Source organism: Nonomuraea sp. LP-02 (genome assembly GCF_036289125.1).
Taxonomy (GTDB): domain Bacteria; phylum Actinomycetota; class Actinomycetes; order Streptosporangiales; family Streptosporangiaceae; genus Nonomuraea; species Nonomuraea bangladeshensis.
In genome coordinates this window covers 8,367,233-8,383,692 of the sequence record NZ_JAXCLK010000001.1, presented here as the reverse complement: position 1 = coordinate 8,383,692, position 16,460 = coordinate 8,367,233, and the positions used below count along the sequence as shown (strand labels likewise).

At 72.2% G+C, this 16,460-nt stretch carries 17 protein-coding genes; 5 read left to right on the top strand and 12 right to left on the bottom strand.

Annotated features, from left to right (window positions below; all coding sequences use genetic code 11):
• Positions 1-49 precede the first annotated feature (49 nt).
• From SMD20_RS39400 to SMD20_RS39385, 4 genes are all read right to left on the bottom strand, one after another.
• Positions 50-283 (bottom strand): hypothetical protein, encoded by a 234-nt coding sequence (locus SMD20_RS39400; protein WP_329591012.1) that lies wholly within the window; start codon positions 281-283, stop codon positions 50-52.
• A gap of 83 nt (positions 284-366) precedes the next feature.
• Entirely contained in the window at positions 367-1,170 is an 804-nt protein-coding gene (locus SMD20_RS39395; protein WP_329591010.1) for an exodeoxyribonuclease III, read from the bottom strand.
• A 45-nt stretch (positions 1,171-1,215) separates the two neighbouring features.
• Complete coding sequence (locus tag SMD20_RS39390) at positions 1,216-2,193, bottom strand: inositol-3-phosphate synthase (protein ID WP_329591008.1); 978 nt, start codon at positions 2,191-2,193, stop codon at positions 1,216-1,218.
• A 17-nt stretch (positions 2,194-2,210) separates the two neighbouring features.
• A complete protein-coding gene (locus SMD20_RS39385) occupies positions 2,211-2,831 on the bottom strand; it encodes a hypothetical protein (protein WP_329591006.1) in 621 nt (206 codons plus the stop codon).
• Between the two features lie 18 nt (positions 2,832-2,849).
• Between SMD20_RS39385 and SMD20_RS39380 the strand changes: the two genes are divergently transcribed.
• Positions 2,850-3,041 (top strand): hypothetical protein, encoded by a 192-nt coding sequence (locus tag SMD20_RS39380; protein WP_329591004.1) that lies wholly within the window; start codon positions 2,850-2,852, stop codon positions 3,039-3,041.
• Here the strand turns inward: SMD20_RS39380 and SMD20_RS39375 are convergent.
• Positions 3,017-4,576: an ABC transporter substrate-binding protein gene (locus SMD20_RS39375; protein WP_329591002.1), complete on the bottom strand. Its 1,560-nt coding sequence runs from the start codon at positions 4,574-4,576 to the stop codon at positions 3,017-3,019. The genes SMD20_RS39380 and SMD20_RS39375 overlap by 25 nt on opposite strands.
• A 210-nt stretch (positions 4,577-4,786) precedes the next feature.
• On the opposite strand from SMD20_RS39375, the gene SMD20_RS39370 reads away from it, so the two are divergent.
• Together SMD20_RS39370 and SMD20_RS39365 are read left to right on the top strand one after the other, a co-directional pair.
• Entirely contained in the window at positions 4,787-6,643 is a 1,857-nt protein-coding gene (locus tag SMD20_RS39370; RefSeq protein WP_329591000.1) for a sensor histidine kinase, read from the top strand.
• Entirely contained in the window at positions 6,636-6,992 is a 357-nt protein-coding gene (locus SMD20_RS39365; protein WP_329590998.1) for a DUF742 domain-containing protein, read from the top strand. The genes SMD20_RS39370 and SMD20_RS39365 overlap by 8 nt, the downstream gene beginning before the upstream one ends.
• Here SMD20_RS39365 and SMD20_RS39360 read toward each other — a convergent pair.
• Genes SMD20_RS39360 through SMD20_RS39330 form a run of 7 tightly spaced genes read right to left on the bottom strand, consistent with a single transcriptional unit; the run spans position 6,970 to position 14,681 of the window.
• Entirely contained in the window at positions 6,970-7,872 is a 903-nt protein-coding gene (locus SMD20_RS39360) for an ABC transporter ATP-binding protein (protein ID WP_329590997.1), read from the bottom strand. The genes SMD20_RS39365 and SMD20_RS39360 overlap by 23 nt on opposite strands.
• Positions 7,869-8,603, bottom strand: coding sequence for an ATP-binding cassette domain-containing protein (locus tag SMD20_RS39355; RefSeq protein WP_329590995.1), 735 nt, complete (start codon positions 8,601-8,603; stop codon positions 7,869-7,871). Before SMD20_RS39355 ends, SMD20_RS39360 begins: the two co-directional genes overlap by 4 nt.
• The gene (locus SMD20_RS39350; RefSeq protein ID WP_329590993.1) at positions 8,600-9,430 is read right to left on the bottom strand and encodes an ABC transporter permease; all 831 of its coding nucleotides are present in this window, start codon (positions 9,428-9,430) and stop codon (positions 8,600-8,602) included. Before SMD20_RS39350 ends, SMD20_RS39355 begins: the two co-directional genes overlap by 4 nt.
• On the bottom strand, positions 9,427-10,443 hold the full coding sequence (locus SMD20_RS39345) for an ABC transporter permease (protein ID WP_329590991.1): 1,017 nt from the start codon (positions 10,441-10,443) through the stop codon (positions 9,427-9,429). The genes SMD20_RS39350 and SMD20_RS39345 overlap by 4 nt, the downstream gene beginning before the upstream one ends.
• Before the next feature lie 3 nt (positions 10,444-10,446).
• Positions 10,447-12,069 carry an ABC transporter substrate-binding protein gene (locus SMD20_RS39340; protein ID WP_329590989.1) on the bottom strand — a complete coding sequence of 541 codons (1,623 nt, stop codon included), beginning with the start codon at positions 12,067-12,069 and terminating at the stop codon, positions 10,447-10,449.
• A 22-nt stretch (positions 12,070-12,091) separates the two neighbouring features.
• The gene (locus tag SMD20_RS39335; protein WP_329590987.1) at positions 12,092-13,630 is read right to left on the bottom strand and encodes a hydantoinase/oxoprolinase family protein; all 1,539 of its coding nucleotides are present in this window, start codon (positions 13,628-13,630) and stop codon (positions 12,092-12,094) included.
• Positions 13,623-14,681 (bottom strand): DUF917 domain-containing protein, encoded by a 1,059-nt coding sequence (locus SMD20_RS39330; RefSeq protein ID WP_329590985.1) that lies wholly within the window; start codon positions 14,679-14,681, stop codon positions 13,623-13,625. Before SMD20_RS39330 ends, SMD20_RS39335 begins: the two co-directional genes overlap by 8 nt.
• 115 nt (positions 14,682-14,796) lie before the next feature.
• Between SMD20_RS39330 and SMD20_RS39325 the strand changes: the two genes are divergently transcribed.
• Positions 14,797-15,231 carry an RpiB/LacA/LacB family sugar-phosphate isomerase gene (locus SMD20_RS39325; RefSeq protein WP_329590982.1) on the top strand — a complete coding sequence of 145 codons (435 nt, stop codon included), beginning with the start codon at positions 14,797-14,799 and terminating at the stop codon, positions 15,229-15,231.
• 65 nt (positions 15,232-15,296) lie between these two features.
• Positions 15,297-16,460 (top strand): amidohydrolase, encoded by a 1,164-nt coding sequence (locus tag SMD20_RS39320; RefSeq protein WP_329590980.1) that lies wholly within the window; start codon positions 15,297-15,299, stop codon positions 16,458-16,460.

Here is a 16,460-nt window from a genome sequence, read left to right as displayed (position 1 = left end):
CGGCCGGCGGAGGAGCGGATCAGCCGACCGGCCGCGCGCCCCCGTTCGCTCACATCACGCGGTTGAGATTGAACACCAGCCACACGATGACGGCCGAGATCACCGTGATCCCGATCATCGCCTTCGCGGCCTGGTGGGCGGTGACCTTTCTCGCGGTGACCTGTTTGGCGCTCTGCTTCCAGACCTGCCGCATGGTGATCATGTTCTGGTAGCGGCGGCCCAGGGCGAAAAGGGCCACCCCGAGGAGGATGAACAGAATGACGCGACCGTCCGGTGTTCCCATGGGAATCCCCCTGTGACCTCGGTGAACGTGCTGCCCCCGAACCAGGTGAGAACACAGAATACTCGGGCAATAGCGATTTGTAATCAAGATATCGGGTCGAGATCCACGACGATCGGCGCGTGATCGGAAGGACCTTTCCCCTTGCGCGCCTCGCGGTCCACGTAAGCCGACCTGACCCGGCCGCTCACGTCCCCGCTCGCGTACACGAGATCGATCCGCATCCCCTTGTTCTGGTGGAACATCCCCGCCCGATAGTCCCAGTACGTGTAAGGATGCGGCCCCTTCATCGGGGTCGGCACCACGTCGTGCAGCCCGAGGGCGCGCAGGGCGGCGAGCGCGTCGCGTTCGGCGGGGGTGACGTGCGTGGCGCCCACGAACAGGGCCGGATCCCACACGTCGGCGTCGGTCGGGGCCACGTTGTAGTCGCCGCAGGCGACCAGCGGCCCGGACGGCAGCTCGGCGGCGAGGGCGTCGCGCAGGGCGGCGAACCACTCCAGTTTGTACGCGAAGTGGGGCGAGTCGACGGCGCGGCCGTTGGGCGCGTACAGCGACCAGACGCGCAGGCCGCCACAGGTGGCGCCGATCGCGCGGGCCTCGGGACGGGCGGCGCCGACGCCGGCGAGCTCGCCGAAGCCGGGCTCGCCGGGGAAGCTCGGCGTCACCTCGTCCAGGCCGACCCTGGACAGGATCGCGACGCCGTTCCAGCGGCCGTCGCCGTGGGCCGCGGCGGCGTAGCCCAGCTCGCCCACCTCGGCGGCCGGGAACGCCTCCGCCGGACATTTGGTCTCCTGCAGGCAGAGGACGTCCGGCTCGGCGGCGGCCAGCCAGTCGAGGAGGCGGGGCAGCCGGGCCTTGACGGAGTTGACGTTCCAGGTGGCGAGACGCATCCTTCTAGCCTGCCACCGGACTACGCCTGCCACCGGAACGCACGCTCACACGGCTTTCATCAACGCGGCGGACGGCTCGCGGAGCAGGCCGCCGACGCCCTGGTCGAGCGCGGCCTTGGCGTGCCGTACGGCGTCGAGCGCGTTGCCGGCCGCGCTCGGCGAGTCCTCGACGACCATGCGCAGCTCCACCTCCAGCGGCGAGCCGCCGAAGCCCTCGCCGTCGAGCCGGATGTAGGCGACCTTGCGGTCCTCAAGGAAGGGCACGTATTGGGCTCCGACGTGCAGCGACCCCGCTCCCGCGCCGGCGGACTTGGTGGCCCGCTTGCTCGCCAGGCGGTCGCCGTCGGTGAGGTTGACGAAGTCCATGTTGCCGCCGCCGAGGAGCTGGTGCCCGCCGGACAGGCGTACGCCGTTGCTGGTGAGCGCGTCCACCAGGGCCCGGTGCAGGAGCGTCGCGCCGAACGAGCTCTTCAGGTCGTCGCCGATGAGCGGCAGCCCGGCCGCCTCGAAGCGGGAGCGCCACTCGGGCGAGCGGGCGAGCATGGCGGGCATGCAGTTGACGAACGCGCACCCGGCCTCGATCGCGGCCTGCGCGTAGAGCTCGGTGGCGCGCTGCGCGCCCGTGGGCAGGAAGTTGAGCACGACGTGGCTGCCGGTCGCGGCGAGGTGGGCGGCGACCTGCGCGGCGGTGGCGGCCTCGTCGAGCCGGCCGCGCGGCTTGACGAGGCCGGCCGAGCCGGGGCCGACGCCGTCGGCGAGTACGCCGTCCACGACCGGCACCCCGAGGTGCGGCACGTCGGCGAACCTGCGGGCGTTGTTGGGCGGCGCCCAGACGGCCTCGGACAGGTCGCGGCCGATCTTGGCGGGGTTGACGTCGAAGGCGGCGGTGAAGCGCACCTGGGAGACGGCGTAGCCGGCGCACACGGGGTTGGGCAGGCCGGGGGCGTCGCCGTCGCGGTAGTGCTCGACGCCCTGCACGAGCGAGGACGCGCAGTTGCCCACGCCCACGAGGGCGACGTTCACGGTTGACACGTTGAAGCTCACGTCCGTTCGACGCCGATGGTGATCTCGTTCCCGAGGCGGCGGCCGGTCAGCAGCTCCAGGTCGTCGCCGCTCCAGAAGCGGCCCGGATCGTACCAGTTGGGGCGGCGGCCGACGGGCAGCAGGCCCATCTCCTCGTACGTGACCGCCACGACCTCCGCGCAGTAGGCGCTCTCCAGCGCCATCCCCTGACGGGCCCGCCACGGGACGCGGCCACGGAACCAGCGGCCGGCCAGCCGGGCCGTGGAGGGGAACGGCGTGCCGTCCAGCCGGGCGACCGTGCGCAGGGCGGCGTCCTCCATCTCCGGCGTGACCTCGGGTTCGAGCTGGCGCAGCCAGGGGCGCTGGCCGTATCTGCCGACCCACGTGGTGACCGCCGCGCGCAGGTCGTGCAGCTGCACGCCGCGGTGGTGCGCGCCGGCCCACAGGTCGGGCAGCGACCGGCCGAGCTCGGCGTGCCACATCATGGGCGGAAGGTCCTCGATCACGATGGCCATGCCCACATGGTTGACGGGGCTGTTGGTCACCGTCTGGATGGCGCGGTCGGGCACCGAACGCCCGCGGAAGATCCACAGGTCGCCGGTGCGCGTCACCTTGACGGCCTCGTCGAGTGTCAGCACATGGCTAGCCTAGGCACTATGCGCAAGCGGCGGTGGTGGAAGGTGCTCGGGCTGGCCGGGGTCATGGGCGTGGCGGCGACCGGGGTGGTGATCGCCCGCGCCGAGCGGCGGCGGCGCGCGTACACGCCCGAGGAGATCAGGGCCCGCCTCAAGGAACGCGTCGAGGGCCCGGACCAGGGGCAGGATCAGGCCGAGGGCCTCAGGTCGTAGACGAAGACGACGTCGGAGTACGCCGGGTTGTCCACATAGCCCTGGATGCTGCCGAGGTAGGCGCGCTGGTAGTTGGTCACCCACGGCAGCGCCACGGCCGCCCGCTGGTCCAGCACGCGGCGGGTGGCCTGCTCGTACGCCCGCTGCGCCGCCGGCGGGTCGGTCACGGTCAGCTCGGCCACGGTGTCGAGCAGCGCGTCCAGCTCGCCGTCCTTGAGATAGGACAGGTTGAACACCGGCGGCTCGCCGCTGTGGAAGACGTTGCCGAAGTAGGAGTAGCCGTCGGCGTAGTCGGGCCACCAGTACATCACGAAGATGTCCTGGCCGCGCCGCTTGCCCAGCTCCCACTGGTCGTTCCACGGCATGGCGGTGGCCTGGACGGTGACGTTGAGCGGCTTCAGCGTGGCCTCCAGGTGGGTGGCGAGCAGCCGCCAGTCGGTGTCGCCCTCCCCGTACGTCATCCGCAGCCGCAGCGGCCGCCCGCCGGGACCGTAGCCGGCCAGGCGCAGCAGCCGTTCGGCGGCGGCGAGGTCCTGCTTGGGCTCGCGGCCGGGCACGTGGCCCATCAGCCCTTCGGGGATGACCCCGCTGGTGGGCGAGCCGGCGCCCTTGAGGTCCTTGACCAGGCCGCGGTAGTCGATGGCCTTCTGTACGGCGCGGCGCACCCTTACGTCCTTCATCGGCCCGTCCGCGGTGTTGAACAGCAGCATCGCGGTCTGGAACGACGGCCGCTCGGAGGTGCGCACGCCGGGCGTGGCCGACGCCCTGGAGAACAGGCGGGGGTTGAGCCGCTCGACGAAGTCGGCCTCGCCGCGCTGCAGGAGCTGCCAGGCGCGGTCGGGGTCGGGCACGACCCGGTACTTGACGAGGTTGTAGTGGGGTTTGTCCCACCCGCCCCAGTACTTGTCGTACGCCTTGAGCGTGAGCTCCTCCTCCTTGTCCTTCTGCCACTGAGCCACGGTGTACGGCCCGGTGCCGGCGTCCCTGCCCTGCCCGAACCAGGCGGTGAGGTCGGAGGCAGCCTTGGTGTCGTAGATGTAGGCGGCGTACCCGGCGGAGGCGACCAGGTCGAGCGGCACCGGGTACTTGAGCGTGAACGTCACGGTGGACGGCCCGTCGGCCCGGATCGAGGAGACGGCGTCCCAGATGTAGGAGGCGCCGGTCTTGGTGGTCATCGTGCGCTCGATGGACGCCTTGACCGCGTCGGCGTCGAACGGGCGGCCGGTGTGGAAGGTCACGCCGGTGCGGAGGTTGAACGTCCAGGTGCGACCGTCGGCCGAGGCGCGCCAGGAGGTGGCGAGGCGCGGGGTGGACTTCTTCGTCACGGGATTCCAGAACGTGAGCGTCTCGTAGATGTTCTGAAAGGCGACGAGTTCGTTGGAGTAGGACTTTCCCGGGTCCCATTCGGTGATGATGTCCAGATTCTTCACGTAGACGAACGTCGACTCGCCCGCGGGGGCGCGGGCCGGCTCAGGAGGTGAGGAGCAGGCCGCGAGGAGCGCCAGCGCGGCGGCCGCGGCGAGACGACGGCGCAACGCATCTCCCTCTGTCAGCGACCTCTGTCAGCGACGTACTCGGGAAACCTACTCCAAGATCATGAAGACCGGCGACACGTGTCCAAAAGTCCCGAAAAATTGGGCAATTGAGTGATCGCGTTGCTATTCTCAGGGCCTGTCCCGTCCAGGGTTGCCGCCAGGGGACCAGGACCGGAGTGAGGTGCCATGGGTCGTAGCCGGACGATCCGCATGAAGATCATCGGACTGCTGCTGGTGCCACTGGCCTCCATGGTGGTGTTGTGGGGAGTCATCACCGCCGTCACGGCGACCGAGAGTTTGGAGCTGCGCGAATACAAAACGGTCTGGACGAACCTGCGCCTTCCCGCGTACAAACTGATCAGCGAGATTCAGCGTGAGCGTCTGGCCTCGGCCAAGCTCCTGCGCAACGTGGCCGGCCCCGCCGCCGTGACCGCGCAGCGCAACCGCACCGACGCGGCAAGGGACACGTTCCGGCAGCTCTCCAGCACATCCAAGAACCGATCGGAAGAGATCCGCATACAGGTGGACGCGGTGGACACGCAGCTCGACAGGCTCGACGCGATCCGAGGAGAGATCGACGCCGGCCTGTCCGACCGTCTGCACACCGTGGAGTCGTACAGCGCGATCATCGACACGATCTTCGGCCTGCACCGGCACGTCGCCCTCATCGACGACATCCCCATCTACGAGCAGTCGCGCGTGATCATCGACCTCGGCTTCGCCAAGGAGCTGCTGACCCGGGAGCAGGCCATCGCGCTCGGGCCGGTCACCGAGACCGAGCGCAGGCTGTTCACCCAGATCGTCGGCAACCGGCGCTTCCTCGTCGACCAGTCGCTGAGCGAGCTCGACCGGCCGCTGCGCGACGCCGACGTCTCCCTCATCGCCTCCCCCGCCTACCAGCGCATGCGGATGATGGAGGACCAGATCATCGCGGGCCGCACGCCCAAGAGCTGGCTGGCCACGACCGAGGCGCTGGCGAAGTCGTTCCAGGAGTCGCTCATGCGGGCCAGCGCGACGCTGAACGCCCGCGCCGAGCCGATCGCCGACGAGGTGCTGCGGCGGGCGTTCATGCTGGCCGGGCTCTGCCTGGCGCTGGTGGTCGTGTCCATCGCGTTCTCGCTGCGGATGGGCAACCGGCTGTCGAAGGAGCTGGGCGCGCTCCGGCTGGCCGCGCTGGAAGTGGCCCAGGAGCGGCTGCCCCAGGTGGTGGCCAAGCTGCGCAAGGGCGAGACGGTCGAGCTGCCCGAGCTGTCGGTGCCGAGCACCACCACCGAGATCGACGACGTCGGGCAGGCGTTCTCCACCGTCCAGCAGACCGCCGTCGAGGCCGCGGTCGGCCAGGCGCAGCTCAGGGAGGGCGTCCGGCACGTCTTCCGCAACCTGGCCAGGCGCAGCCAGGCCCTCCTGCACCGCCAGCGCATCCAGCTCCAGGACATGCAGCACCGGGCGACCGAGCCGGACGCCCTGGAGGACCTGTTCAAGCTCGACCACCTCACCACCCGCATGCGCCGCCACGCGGAGGGCCTGATCATCATGTCCGGCGCCATCCCGGGCCGCGGCTGGAGCAGGCCGGTGCCGCTGCTCGACGTGGCGCGCGGCGCGACGGCCGAGGTGGAGGACTACCAGCGGGTCACCGTCGAGCCGATGCCGGCCGAGCGCCTCGCCGGGCCGGTCGTCGGCGACGTGATCCACCTGATCGCCGAGCTCATCGAGAACGCGACCGTCTACTCCCCCGACAAGACGCCGGTCATCGTGCGCGGGGAGAAGGCCGCGCGCGGCTTCGTCTTCGAGGTCGAGGACCGCGGGTTCGGGATGAGCCCCGAGGAGCTGGCCGAGTACAACGAGCGGCTGGCCAGCCCGCCCGAGTTCGATCTGGCCGACAGTGACCGGCTCGGCCTGTTCGTCGTCTCGCGCCTGGCCGCCAGGCACGACATCCGCGTGACGTTGCGCGGTTCACCATATGGAGGGACCACCGCGATCGTGTTGATCCCGGAAGAGCACGTGGCAGAGCCCGAGGCTCCCGCCGAGGAGCCCAAACGCCCCATGCGGGTGGTGCGCAGTGAGTGACGAGCGCTGGCTGGACGAGGACGCCGGTCCGATCGTCCCCGCCTATCTGCTGACCCGGGGCCGTACGGTGCCCGCGAGCGAGGCCATCGACCTCATCGCGGTGATCATCACCGCCGGCGGCCTCACCGCGCCCGTGGGCCTCGGCCCCGAGCACCTGATCATCCTGCAGAAGTGCACCAAACCCACCCGCCTCGTGGACGTGGCCGCCGAGCTCAACCTGCCCATCGGCGTGGTCCGCGTGCTGGTCGGCGACCTGTACGCGCAGGAACTCGTCCAGGTCGAGCACCCGCCCCCAGCGCCGGACGCGAAGGTCCTGCTGGAGGTCATCAGCGGCCTGAAGGCTCTGTGAGCGGAGGCTGCCCGAGGACGTCCGCGGCGCGGTGACAGGCCGCGCTGCGGCCGTCCGTGACCTCGCGGAGCTCCGGGGCGCGCTCGCACTCCGGCACGGCGAGCGGGCAGCGCAGCCGGTACGGGCAGCCGGTCGCCGCCGGCACGGCCTCCGTCCGGCCGCTCGCCTCCGGGGGCGGGCCGCCGAGCCGGGGGACCGCGTCGCGCAGGGCCAGCGTGTACGGGTGCGCCGGCCGGGCCAGCAGCTCCGCCGTCGGCCCCGACTCCACCACCCGGCCGGCGAACAGCACGTACGAGGTCCGGCAGAGCCGCCGCACGACCGCGAGGTTGTGGGTGATGAGCAGCCGCTCGGCGTCCAGCCCGGCGAGCAGGTCGAGGATGCGCGCCTGGACCGTCACGTCCAGCGCGCTGGTGGGCTCGTCGAGGATGAGCAGGCGGGGGCCGACCGCCAGGGCGCGGGCGATCACCACCCGCTGCCGCTGGCCGCCGGAGAGCTGGTGGGGCCGGCGGCCGGCGAGCGCCGGGTCCAGGCCGACCTGTTCCAGCAGCTCCCCCACGCGGGCCCGCTCGCGGCGCGGCAACGCCTCGGCGACGGACGCGCCGATCCGCATGCGCGGGTCGAGCGCCTCGGCCTGGAAGACGGGCTGGACGTCCTTCCTGAACCTGCGCCGGTCGGCCTCGCGCAGCGGCCGCCCGCCGTACCAGATGTCGCCGGACATCGGCTTCAGCAGGCCGAGGAACGCCCGCGCCAGCGTGGTCTTGCCCGACCCGCTCTCCCCGATCAGGCCGACGCCGCCCTCGGTGAGGTCGAGGCTGACGTCGTGGACGACGGGGCGCCCGCCGTACCCGAGGGTGACGCGCTCGGCCCTCAGCATGGTCATGGCAGCGCCTCCAGCAGCTCGCGCGTGTACGGATGGGCCGGCGCGGCGAGAAGCGCGGCCGGTCCCGACTCGACCACCGCGCCGTCCTTCATGACCAGCACCCGGTCGGCGATCGTGGACACCAGGGCGAGGTCGTGCGAGACGAGCAGGAGCGCGAGGCCCCGTTCGGCCCGCAGCCCGTGCAGCACGGCGACCACCTCGGCCTGTACGGTCACGTCGAGCGCGCTGGTCGGCTCGTCGGCGAGGACGACCTCCGCGCCGAGCGCGATGGCGAGCGCGATGGCGAAGCGCTGGGCCTGCCCGCCGGAGATCTCGTGCGGGTAGCGGCGCAGCAGCTCGGGGTCGAGCAGCACCGCCCGCATGGCCTCGGCCATGGCCGCGTCCGTCGCCTCCCTGCCGTGCAGCCGCAGCGCGCGGCGCATGAGGACGCCGAGCCGGGTCGCGGGGGCGAGCGCGGCCTGCGGCGACTGGATGACGAGCGCCGCCCGCGCGCCGCGCAGCTCGCGCAGCCGGCGGGGCGAGGCGGTCATGACGTCCACGCCGCAGACGGTGACGCGGCCGCTCACCTCGGCGTCGGGGAGGAGGCCGAGCAGCGCGAGCAGCGTCGTGGACTTGCCCGATCCGCTCTCCCCCACGATCGCCACGCACTCGCCCGCGCCCACGTCCAGCTCGGGCACGTCGGCGACGACGCGCCCGCCGTAGCTCACCTTGAGCTCGCGCACCTCGATCACTTGACCACCCTTCGCGGGTCGAGCGCGTTGCGCAGCCCCTCGCCGAGCACGTTGAACGCGAACGCCGTCACCAGGATCGCCAGCCCCGGGAAGGTCACCATCCACCAGCTCGTGGTGAAGTACGTCTGCCCCTGCTGCACCATGAGCCCCCACTCCGCGGTCGGCTCCTGTGCGCCCAGCCCCAGGTACGACAGCGCCGCCGAGGTCAGGATCACCCCGCCCGCGTCCAGCGACATCTGCACCAGGACGGGGGTGAGCGAGTTCGGCAGCACGTGCCGCAGCACGATCAGCGGCGCGGGCACGCCGAGGCAGCGGGCGGCGTCCACGTAGCCGCGGGTGGCGATGGAGGCGGCCGTGGAGGCGGCCAGGCGGGCGTACCACGGCCACCAGGTCACCGCGATGGCCAGCACGACCGTGTTGACGCTCGGCGGCAGCACGACCGCGAGGGCGAGCGAGAGCAGCAGCGCGGGGAAGGCCAGGAACACGTCCGTGATCCGCATGATCACATCGCGCGCCCAGCCGCCCGCGTACCCGGCGATCATCCCGAGCGTCACCCCGGCCGTGGCCGAGACCGCGAGCACCGCGACGGCGATGAACAGCGAAGTGCGGGCGCCGTACAGGATCTGGCTGAGCACGTCGCGACCGGCGTGGTCGGTGCCGAGCCAGTGTGCGCCGCTCGGCGGCAGCTGCGACTCCAGGGGCCGGGGATCGGCGTCGTACGGCGCCAGCCAGGGCGCGAGGATCGCGGCCAGCACGAGGAGCACGATGAGGACCGCGCCGAGCGCGGCGAAACGGTCGGGGATCCGGGGCAGCCCGCGCCGCTTCATCGGGCCCTCACCCGGGGGTCCACGACGCCCTGGAGCAGGTCCACGACCAGGTTGGCCAGCGTGTACACGAGCGCGATCAGCAGCGTCACGCCCGCGATGGCCGGGGTGTCGCGCGCCTTGATCGACTCGGCGGCGTAGCGGCCCAGCCCAGGCCAGTTGAAGACCGCCTCGACCAGGAAGCCGTTGACGATCGAGTACGCGAACACCAGCGCCACGATCGACAGCACCGGCACCAGCGACGGCCGCAGCGCGAACCTGGTCAGCACGGCCGTCTCACCGAACCCGAGCGCCCGCTCCATCCGCGCGTGGTCCTGGCCGGACTCCTCGATGAGCGCCGCCCGGGTCATCTGGGCGATCACGCCGGTGGGATAGGCGGCCACGACGAGCGCGGGCAGCACCAGGTGCTGGAGGGTGCTGGTGAAGATGGGCCAGTTGCCGGTGATGAGGGCGTCGACGACCGTGATGTTGGTCCAGAGGGTGAGCGGGCTCGTGGTGTCGAGCGAGGAGTCGTACTCGCCGGCGATCGGGAACCAGCCCAGCTTGCTCGCGAAGACCAGTTGCAGGGTGAGCGCCAGCCAGAAGACCGGCACGGACACCGCGAGCATGCTGGTGAACCGCACGCCGAGGTCCGGCAGCCGCCGGTTGTGGCGGGCGGCGAGCACGCCGACCGGGACGCCGACGACGATCGCCAGCGCCAGCGCCGCGCCGACCAGCTCCAGCGAGGCGGGGAAGGCGAGGTAGAGGTCGTCGAGGACCGGCTGGCGGGTGCGCAGGCTGGTGCCCCAGTCGCCGGTGAGCAGGTCGCGCACGTACGCGACGAGCTGCGCGGGCAGCGGGTCGTCCAGCCCGAACCGCTCGCGGACCTCGGCGAGCTGCTCGGGCGTGGCCTTCGGCCCGGCGTAGGCGACCGCGGGGTCGCCCGGCACGAGCCTCATGACGGCGAAGGTGAGCACGACCACGCCGGCCACGACCAGGAGGGCCTGGCCGAGCCGGCGGGCCAGATGGCGTGCCATGGGTCAGGCTGCGCGCTTCAGGTCGTAGAAAAAGACCACGTTGGGATAGGCGGGGTTGTCCACGTATCCCTCGACATCCGCGGAGAGCGCCCGCTGGTAGGTCTGCACGTACGGCACCGCGACCGCCGCCCGCTCCTCGATGATCTTCCGCTGCAGGTCCTGGTAGGTCTCGTCGGCGCGGACCTGGTTGGTGGCCGTCAGCTCGGGCAGCGCGTCGATGCCCGCGTCGATCTGCGCGTCCTTCAGGTACGACAGGTTGAACTGCGGCTCGTCGGCGCTCCTGAACACGTTGAGGAACCAGGAGTAGGCGTCCGGGTAGTCCGGATACCAGTACATGACGAAGACGTCCTGGCCGCGCTTCTTGCCGAGGTCCCACTGCGCGTTCCAGGTCATGGGCCGGGCCTGCAGCGTGACGTTGAGCTTCTTCAGCGCCGAGCTGAGCAGCGTGACCAGGAGTTTCTGGTCGTCGTCGCCCTGGGCGTAGGTGAGGCTCAGCTTGAGCTCGGGGTTGTCGGGGCCGTAGCCGGCCTCCTCCAGGAGCTGCCTGGCCTTGTCCAGGTCCTGCTTGGGCTGCATGCCGGCGACGTGGCCGAGCAGGCCCTGCGGCACCAGGCCGCTGGCCTTCTGCCCGGAGCCCTTGAGCGCGGCCACCAGGCCGTCGTAGTCGATGGCCGCCTGCAGCGCCTTGCGCACCCGCTCGTCCTTGGCCGGGCCGGAGGCGGTGTTGAACAGCACGAGCAGGTTCTGGAACGACGGCGACTGCGAGGTGCGCACCCCGTCCGTCGCGCCGGCCTGCTGGAAGAGCTGCGGGTTGAGCCGCTGGACGAAGTTGACCTCGCCCTTCTGCAGGAGCTGCCAGGCGGTGGTGATCTCCGGGGTGACGCGGAAGGCGACCTTCTTGTACTGCTCGGGCTTCCAGCCGCCCCAGTAGTCCTCGTACGCCTTGAGCGTGAGCTCGGTCTCCTTGCCCTTCTGCCAGGTGTCGACCGTGTACGGGCCGGTGCCGCCGTCCTTCTTGCCGTCGGGGTCCACGGCGCCGACGTCGTAGATGTAGGCGGCGTAGCCGGAGGAGGCGATGAGGTCGAGCGGGGCCGGGTACTTCAGGGTGAACTTGAGCGTCTTGTCGTCAAGGGCGTCGATCTTGTCCACGGCGTCCCAGATGTAGGCCGCGCCGCCCTTCTTGTCGATCGTCCGCTCGATGGCCTTCTTCGCGGCCTCGGCCGTCAGCGGCTTGCCGGAGTGGAAGGTGACGCCGGGGCGCAGCTCGAACGTCCACTCCTTGCCGCCGGCCCCCGACGTCCACTTCAGCGCGAGGCGCGGCTCGGCCTTCTGGGTCTGCGCGTCGTAGCGGGTCAGGCCCTCGTAGATGTTCGACAGCGCGACGATCTCGTTGGAGTAGGACGTGGCCGGGTCCCAGTCGGTGACGACGTCGAGGTTGGGGACGTAGACGAACGTGCTGTCGTTCACCGGGCCGTCGGACGGGGCACTCCGGCTCTGGCCGGTGCCGCTCTGCTGGGGCGCGGGTGTGCCGCCGGCGCCGCGCACCTGACCGCCCGCGCACGCGGACGCGGTCAGGGCGAGGACACCGGTCACACCGGCGACGAGCAGACGCTTGTGCCAGCGCATGTGGGGGGATCCTTCCGTTCTTTCACCGGGCGAGGGGTCCGGCTGCTTTGACGTGTACCCGCACGGCGGGCTCGGAGAGGTAGCTCAGCGGCACCTCCAGGAGATCGACGATCTCCACGAGGGCAGGGTCCGCCCCCGCCGCCACGGCTCGGGCCGCCGCCTCCTCCTTGGCCCTTTCGATGGCCTTTGACCGGCTATCTCCCGCAGGCAAGATCGTATCGACTCTGCCGCTCGCCAGCGCGATCGCGGCCCCTACCGCGTTGGCGACCTCGGCGTGCTCCGGGCGGATCAGCTCGCCCGCGCCGGGCACGCTGGCCGGCAGCACGAACGCCCCGCCACCCACCGCGACCAGCGGCCGGTCGGCCCGGCCCAGCGCCATGCGGTCCACGGCGTCGGCGACCAGCTCGTCGGCGGTCGCCACCGCCCTTTGCAGCATGTCGGCGATTGCTTCCGAGATGTCAAGCCGCCAGCCGGGATCGTCCGGCGGGGTACGGCCGGCGGCCACGGCGGCGTCGGTCATGGTCGGGGTGCCCCCGCCGAACACCAGGGCCTCCTCCGCGATGCGGTAGCCGACCGAGTCGGGGCCGAGGCCACGCTCCCGTACGACCGTGCCGCCGCCGAGCGCGATGGCCAGGATGTCCGGCATGCGGAAGTTGGTGAGCACGCCGCCGATCTCGACCGCCGCCGCCGACTCCCGGGGGAAGCCGCCGGCCAGCACGCCGAGGTCGGTGGAGGTGCCGCCGACGTCCACGACGATCGCGTCCGCCGCGCCCGACAGGTACGCCGCCCCGCGCAGCGAGTTCGCCGGGCCGGAGCCGATCGTGGCGACCGGCAGACGGGCGGCGTGCTCCAGCGTCATGAGCGTGCCGTCGTTCTGCGCCAGGTACGGGCGGGCGCCGAGACCCCGCTCGGCCAGCGCGGCGACCAGCGCGCCTGTCACGTCGGCGGCGACCCCGTACAGCGCGGCGTTGAGCACGGTCGCGTTCTCGCGTTCGAGCAGGCCGAGCGAGCCGATCTCGTGGCTGAGCGAGACCGGCAGGCCGTACTCGTCCCTGACCAGCTCCCCCACCAGCCGCTCGTGCTCGCCGCTCGCCGGGCTGAACACGCCGGTGATCGCCACCGCCTCCGCCTCGACCGCGTCGAGGAAGCGGCGTACGGCGTCGAGATCGGGGCGGGCCAGCTCGCGGCCGTCCACGTAGTGGCCGCCGGGCAGCACCGCCTCGCCCGCCGAGACGGCCTTGCGCAGGTCGTCCGGCCAGCCCGACAGCGGCGGGACGCCGGTCGTGGCGGGCGCGCCGAGCCGCAGCACCGCGACCCGGCCGAGGTTGCGCCGCTCCAGGATGGCGTTGGTGGCGTGCGTGGTGCCGAGCATGACGCGGCCGATCCGCTCCCTCGACTCGCCCAGGGGGGCGAGCACCGCGTCGAGCGCGGCCCGCAGGCCCTCCGTCACGTCCGGGGTGGTCGGGCGCTTGGCCTTGGCGATCACCCGTCCGCCGGCGTCGAGCACCACCGCGTCGGTGTTGGTGCCGCCGACGTCGATCCCCACGCGCAGGTCAGACATGAGCGCTCAGCTCCTCCACCGGGACGTAGTCGAGCTCGTAGCCGAAGGCGCGCGGCCCGGCCGTCTCCAGCCCCTTGGGGGTACGCCAGAGGGGGTCGCACGGCCAGGCGAGCACCGTCACGCGCTGGCCGTAGCGCAGGCCCTCGGTCTGGATCGCGGCGGCGGTCTCGGTGTCCACGACCGTGATCAGGTCGGGCACCATCGCGAGCGGCCGGCCGTCCTCGATCGCGACCAGGTTCTCGTTCTGCAGCTCCAGCGTGAGCGTGCGGCCACGGTCGTCGCCGGTGCCCTCGACCGTGGCCGTGCCGCGGACGAACCCGCCCGTCGTGCGCCGCTCCACGTCGGTCAGCTTGCCGGTGACCAGGCAGGCGGCGCCGAGCCTGCCCTGGAGCGCGCCCAGCGGGTCCGGGACGCCCTCGGTGGCCCTGCCGACCTCCAGCGCGTACGTGACCGTGCCCTCGATCACCGCGCCCCGCGCGCCGGCGGCGGTGAGGATGTAGTCGGCCATCAGCGCGGACGAGCCGGCCGCCACGCACACCGCCCGCGCCAGGCGCTCGGACCACAGGCCGTCCACCGGGCGGATGGTGACCACGTTGCCCTGCACGTCGGACATGATCACCAGGTCGGCCGGGAGGCCGGCGACGTACATGGAGACCATCTGGACCTCGGGGAAGGCCCGGCCCATGCCGTCGGCGTCGAGCAGCGGCAGGCCGAGCTGGGCGGCCCAGGCGACCGGGATGACGCCGTTGGAGCCGCCGATCTCGGAGGACATGACGGCGCTCGGCGGGCGGCCGAAGATCCGCTCGACCTCCTCGGCGACGCGCCGGGGCTCGTCCTCGCTGTGGATCATCTCGTGGCTGACGGTCGGCGCGCCGATGCCGGACAGCGGCACCACCAGGGCGTCGTCCGGCAGGTCGGCCAGGCTGACCAGGGGGACGGGGCCGTACTCGCGGATGGCCCGGACCGCGGCCAGCGACCCGGTGCGGACGTCTCCCCCGCCACCGGTGCCGAGAACGGCGCAGCCCCGGGCGAGAGCCGGGATATCGCTCACATCAATGCTCATTTGGCGACACAACCAACCACACCGCCGCTGCTTTCGCCAGTCGGGCAGGTGCCGGCCGTACTCTTTGGGAACGACTCTGGAGGAACGACGGGCGGAGGCGTGGATGCGGATTTCTGTGGCCGCCGACAGCAGGGACGGCGTGGCCGAGCGGGTGGTGACGGAGCTGCGCAGGCGCGGCCACGAGGTGATCACGCACGGCGCCCTCGACGACGGCGAGCGCGACGACTGGGCGTGGGCCTGTGAACTCGCCGCCCGCGACGTGGCCGAGGGCCGCGCCGAGCAGGCCGTCGTGTGCTGCTGGACCGGCACCGGCGCCTCGATCGCCGCGAACAAGGTCCCCGGCGTGCGCGCCGCCCTCTGCGTCGACGCCTACACCGCCGGCGGGGCCCGCAAGTGGAACGACGCCAACGTGCTCGCCCTGAGCCTGCGCCTCACCTCCGACGTGGTGCTCGACGAGATCCTCGACGCCTGGCTCGCCGGCCGGCCCAGCGACGACCCCGCCGACCTGGCCAACATCTCCCACCTGGAGCAGATGTGACCGCCGGCCCGTCCGGTCACTGCGGCGGCCGGGAAAACGTCACCGGCGGCGTCTAGGGTGCTGGCATGAGCGACGTGCTCCTGCGCGGCGGGCTTCCCTGGGGGCTCGGGTCGCCCGCCGACCTCCTCGTCCGCGACGGCCTGATCCACGAGGTCGGCCCCGGCCTCGACGCGCCCGGCGCGCAGGTGGCCGACATCACCGGGCAGCTCGTGCTGCCCGGCCTGGTCGAGGCGCACTGCCACCTCGACAAGACCCTTTACGGCGGCCCGTGGGTGCCCCACTCCGCCGACGACACCCTCGCCGGCCGCATCGGCAACGACCTCGGCCGCCGGGCCGAGCTCGGCGTGCCCGACACCGGGCGCATCACAGCGCTGCTCGAACGCATGAGCGCGGCCGGCACCACCCACGTCCGCACGCACACCGACATCGATCCGCAGGTCGGGCTGCGCGGCGTGGAGGCCGTGCGCGAGGCCGCCGCCCGCGTGCCCGTCGAGGTGCGCCAGGTCGCCTTCCCGCAGCACGGCGTGCTGACCAACCCGGGCACGGCCGAGCTGCTGGAGGAGGCGCTCAAGAGCGGCGTGGAGGCGGTCGGCGGGCTCGACCCGGCGGGCATCGACCGCGACCCGGTGCGGCACCTCGACGTGATCTTCGGCCTGGCCGAGCGCTACGGCGCCCACATCGACATCCACCTGCACGACGGCGGCACCCTCGGCGGCTGGGAGCTGGAGCTGATCATCGAGCGCACCAAGGCGCTCGGGCTGGGCGGGCGGGTGGCGGTGAGCCACGCCTACGCGCTGGGCCAGCTCGGCGAGGGCGCCCAGGACCGGCTGGTGCAGGGGCTGGCCGAGGCGGGCGTGGCCCTGGTCACCGCGGCGGTCTACGACTTCCCGGTGCCGCCGGTCAAGAAGCTGCGGGCGGCGGGCGTCACGCTCGCCTGCGGGCACGACGGCATCCGCGACCTCTGGGGGCCGTACGGCAGCGGCGACCTGCTGGAGCGGGCCATGCACCTCGCCTACCGCAGCACCTTCCGCAGGGACGAGGACATCGAGCTGGCGCTGGAGGCGGCCACCACGGGCGGCGCCCGCCTGCTCGGGCTGCGGGGCTACGGGCTGAAGCCGGGCGACCGGGCCGACCTCGTCGTGCTGCCGTGCGGCGGCGCGGCGGAGGCCGTGGTCGTTCACCCTGCGCGCACTCTGGTCATGAAGGACGGCGTAGTCCTGCACAATTGA

What these genes read in the sequence shown, in the direction of transcription:
- SMD20_RS39400 (WP_329591012.1), bottom strand. Translation starts at nt 283, where the DNA reads ATGGGAACACCGGACGGTCGCGTCATTCTGTTCATCCTCCTCGGGGTG.
- SMD20_RS39395 (WP_329591010.1), bottom strand. Translation starts at nt 1,170, where the DNA reads ATGCGTCTCGCCACCTGGAACGTCAACTCCGTCAAGGCCCGGCTGCCC.
- SMD20_RS39380 (WP_329591004.1), top strand. Translation starts at nt 2,850, where the DNA reads ATGCGCAAGCGGCGGTGGTGGAAGGTGCTCGGGCTGGCCGGGGTCATG.
- SMD20_RS39370 (WP_329591000.1), top strand. Translation starts at nt 4,787, where the DNA reads ATGAAGATCATCGGACTGCTGCTGGTGCCACTGGCCTCCATGGTGGTG.
- SMD20_RS39360 (WP_329590997.1), bottom strand. Translation starts at nt 7,872, where the DNA reads ATGACCATGCTGAGGGCCGAGCGCGTCACCCTCGGGTACGGCGGGCGC.
- SMD20_RS39350 (WP_329590993.1), bottom strand. Translation starts at nt 9,430, where the DNA reads ATGAAGCGGCGCGGGCTGCCCCGGATCCCCGACCGTTTCGCCGCGCTC.
- SMD20_RS39345 (WP_329590991.1), bottom strand. Translation starts at nt 10,443, where the DNA reads ATGGCACGCCATCTGGCCCGCCGGCTCGGCCAGGCCCTCCTGGTCGTG.
- SMD20_RS39340 (WP_329590989.1), bottom strand. Translation starts at nt 12,069, where the DNA reads ATGCGCTGGCACAAGCGTCTGCTCGTCGCCGGTGTGACCGGTGTCCTC.
- SMD20_RS39335 (WP_329590987.1), bottom strand. Translation starts at nt 13,630, where the DNA reads ATGTCTGACCTGCGCGTGGGGATCGACGTCGGCGGCACCAACACCGAC.
- SMD20_RS39325 (WP_329590982.1), top strand. Translation starts at nt 14,797, where the DNA reads ATGCGGATTTCTGTGGCCGCCGACAGCAGGGACGGCGTGGCCGAGCGG.
- SMD20_RS39320 (WP_329590980.1), top strand. Translation starts at nt 15,297, where the DNA reads ATGAGCGACGTGCTCCTGCGCGGCGGGCTTCCCTGGGGGCTCGGGTCG.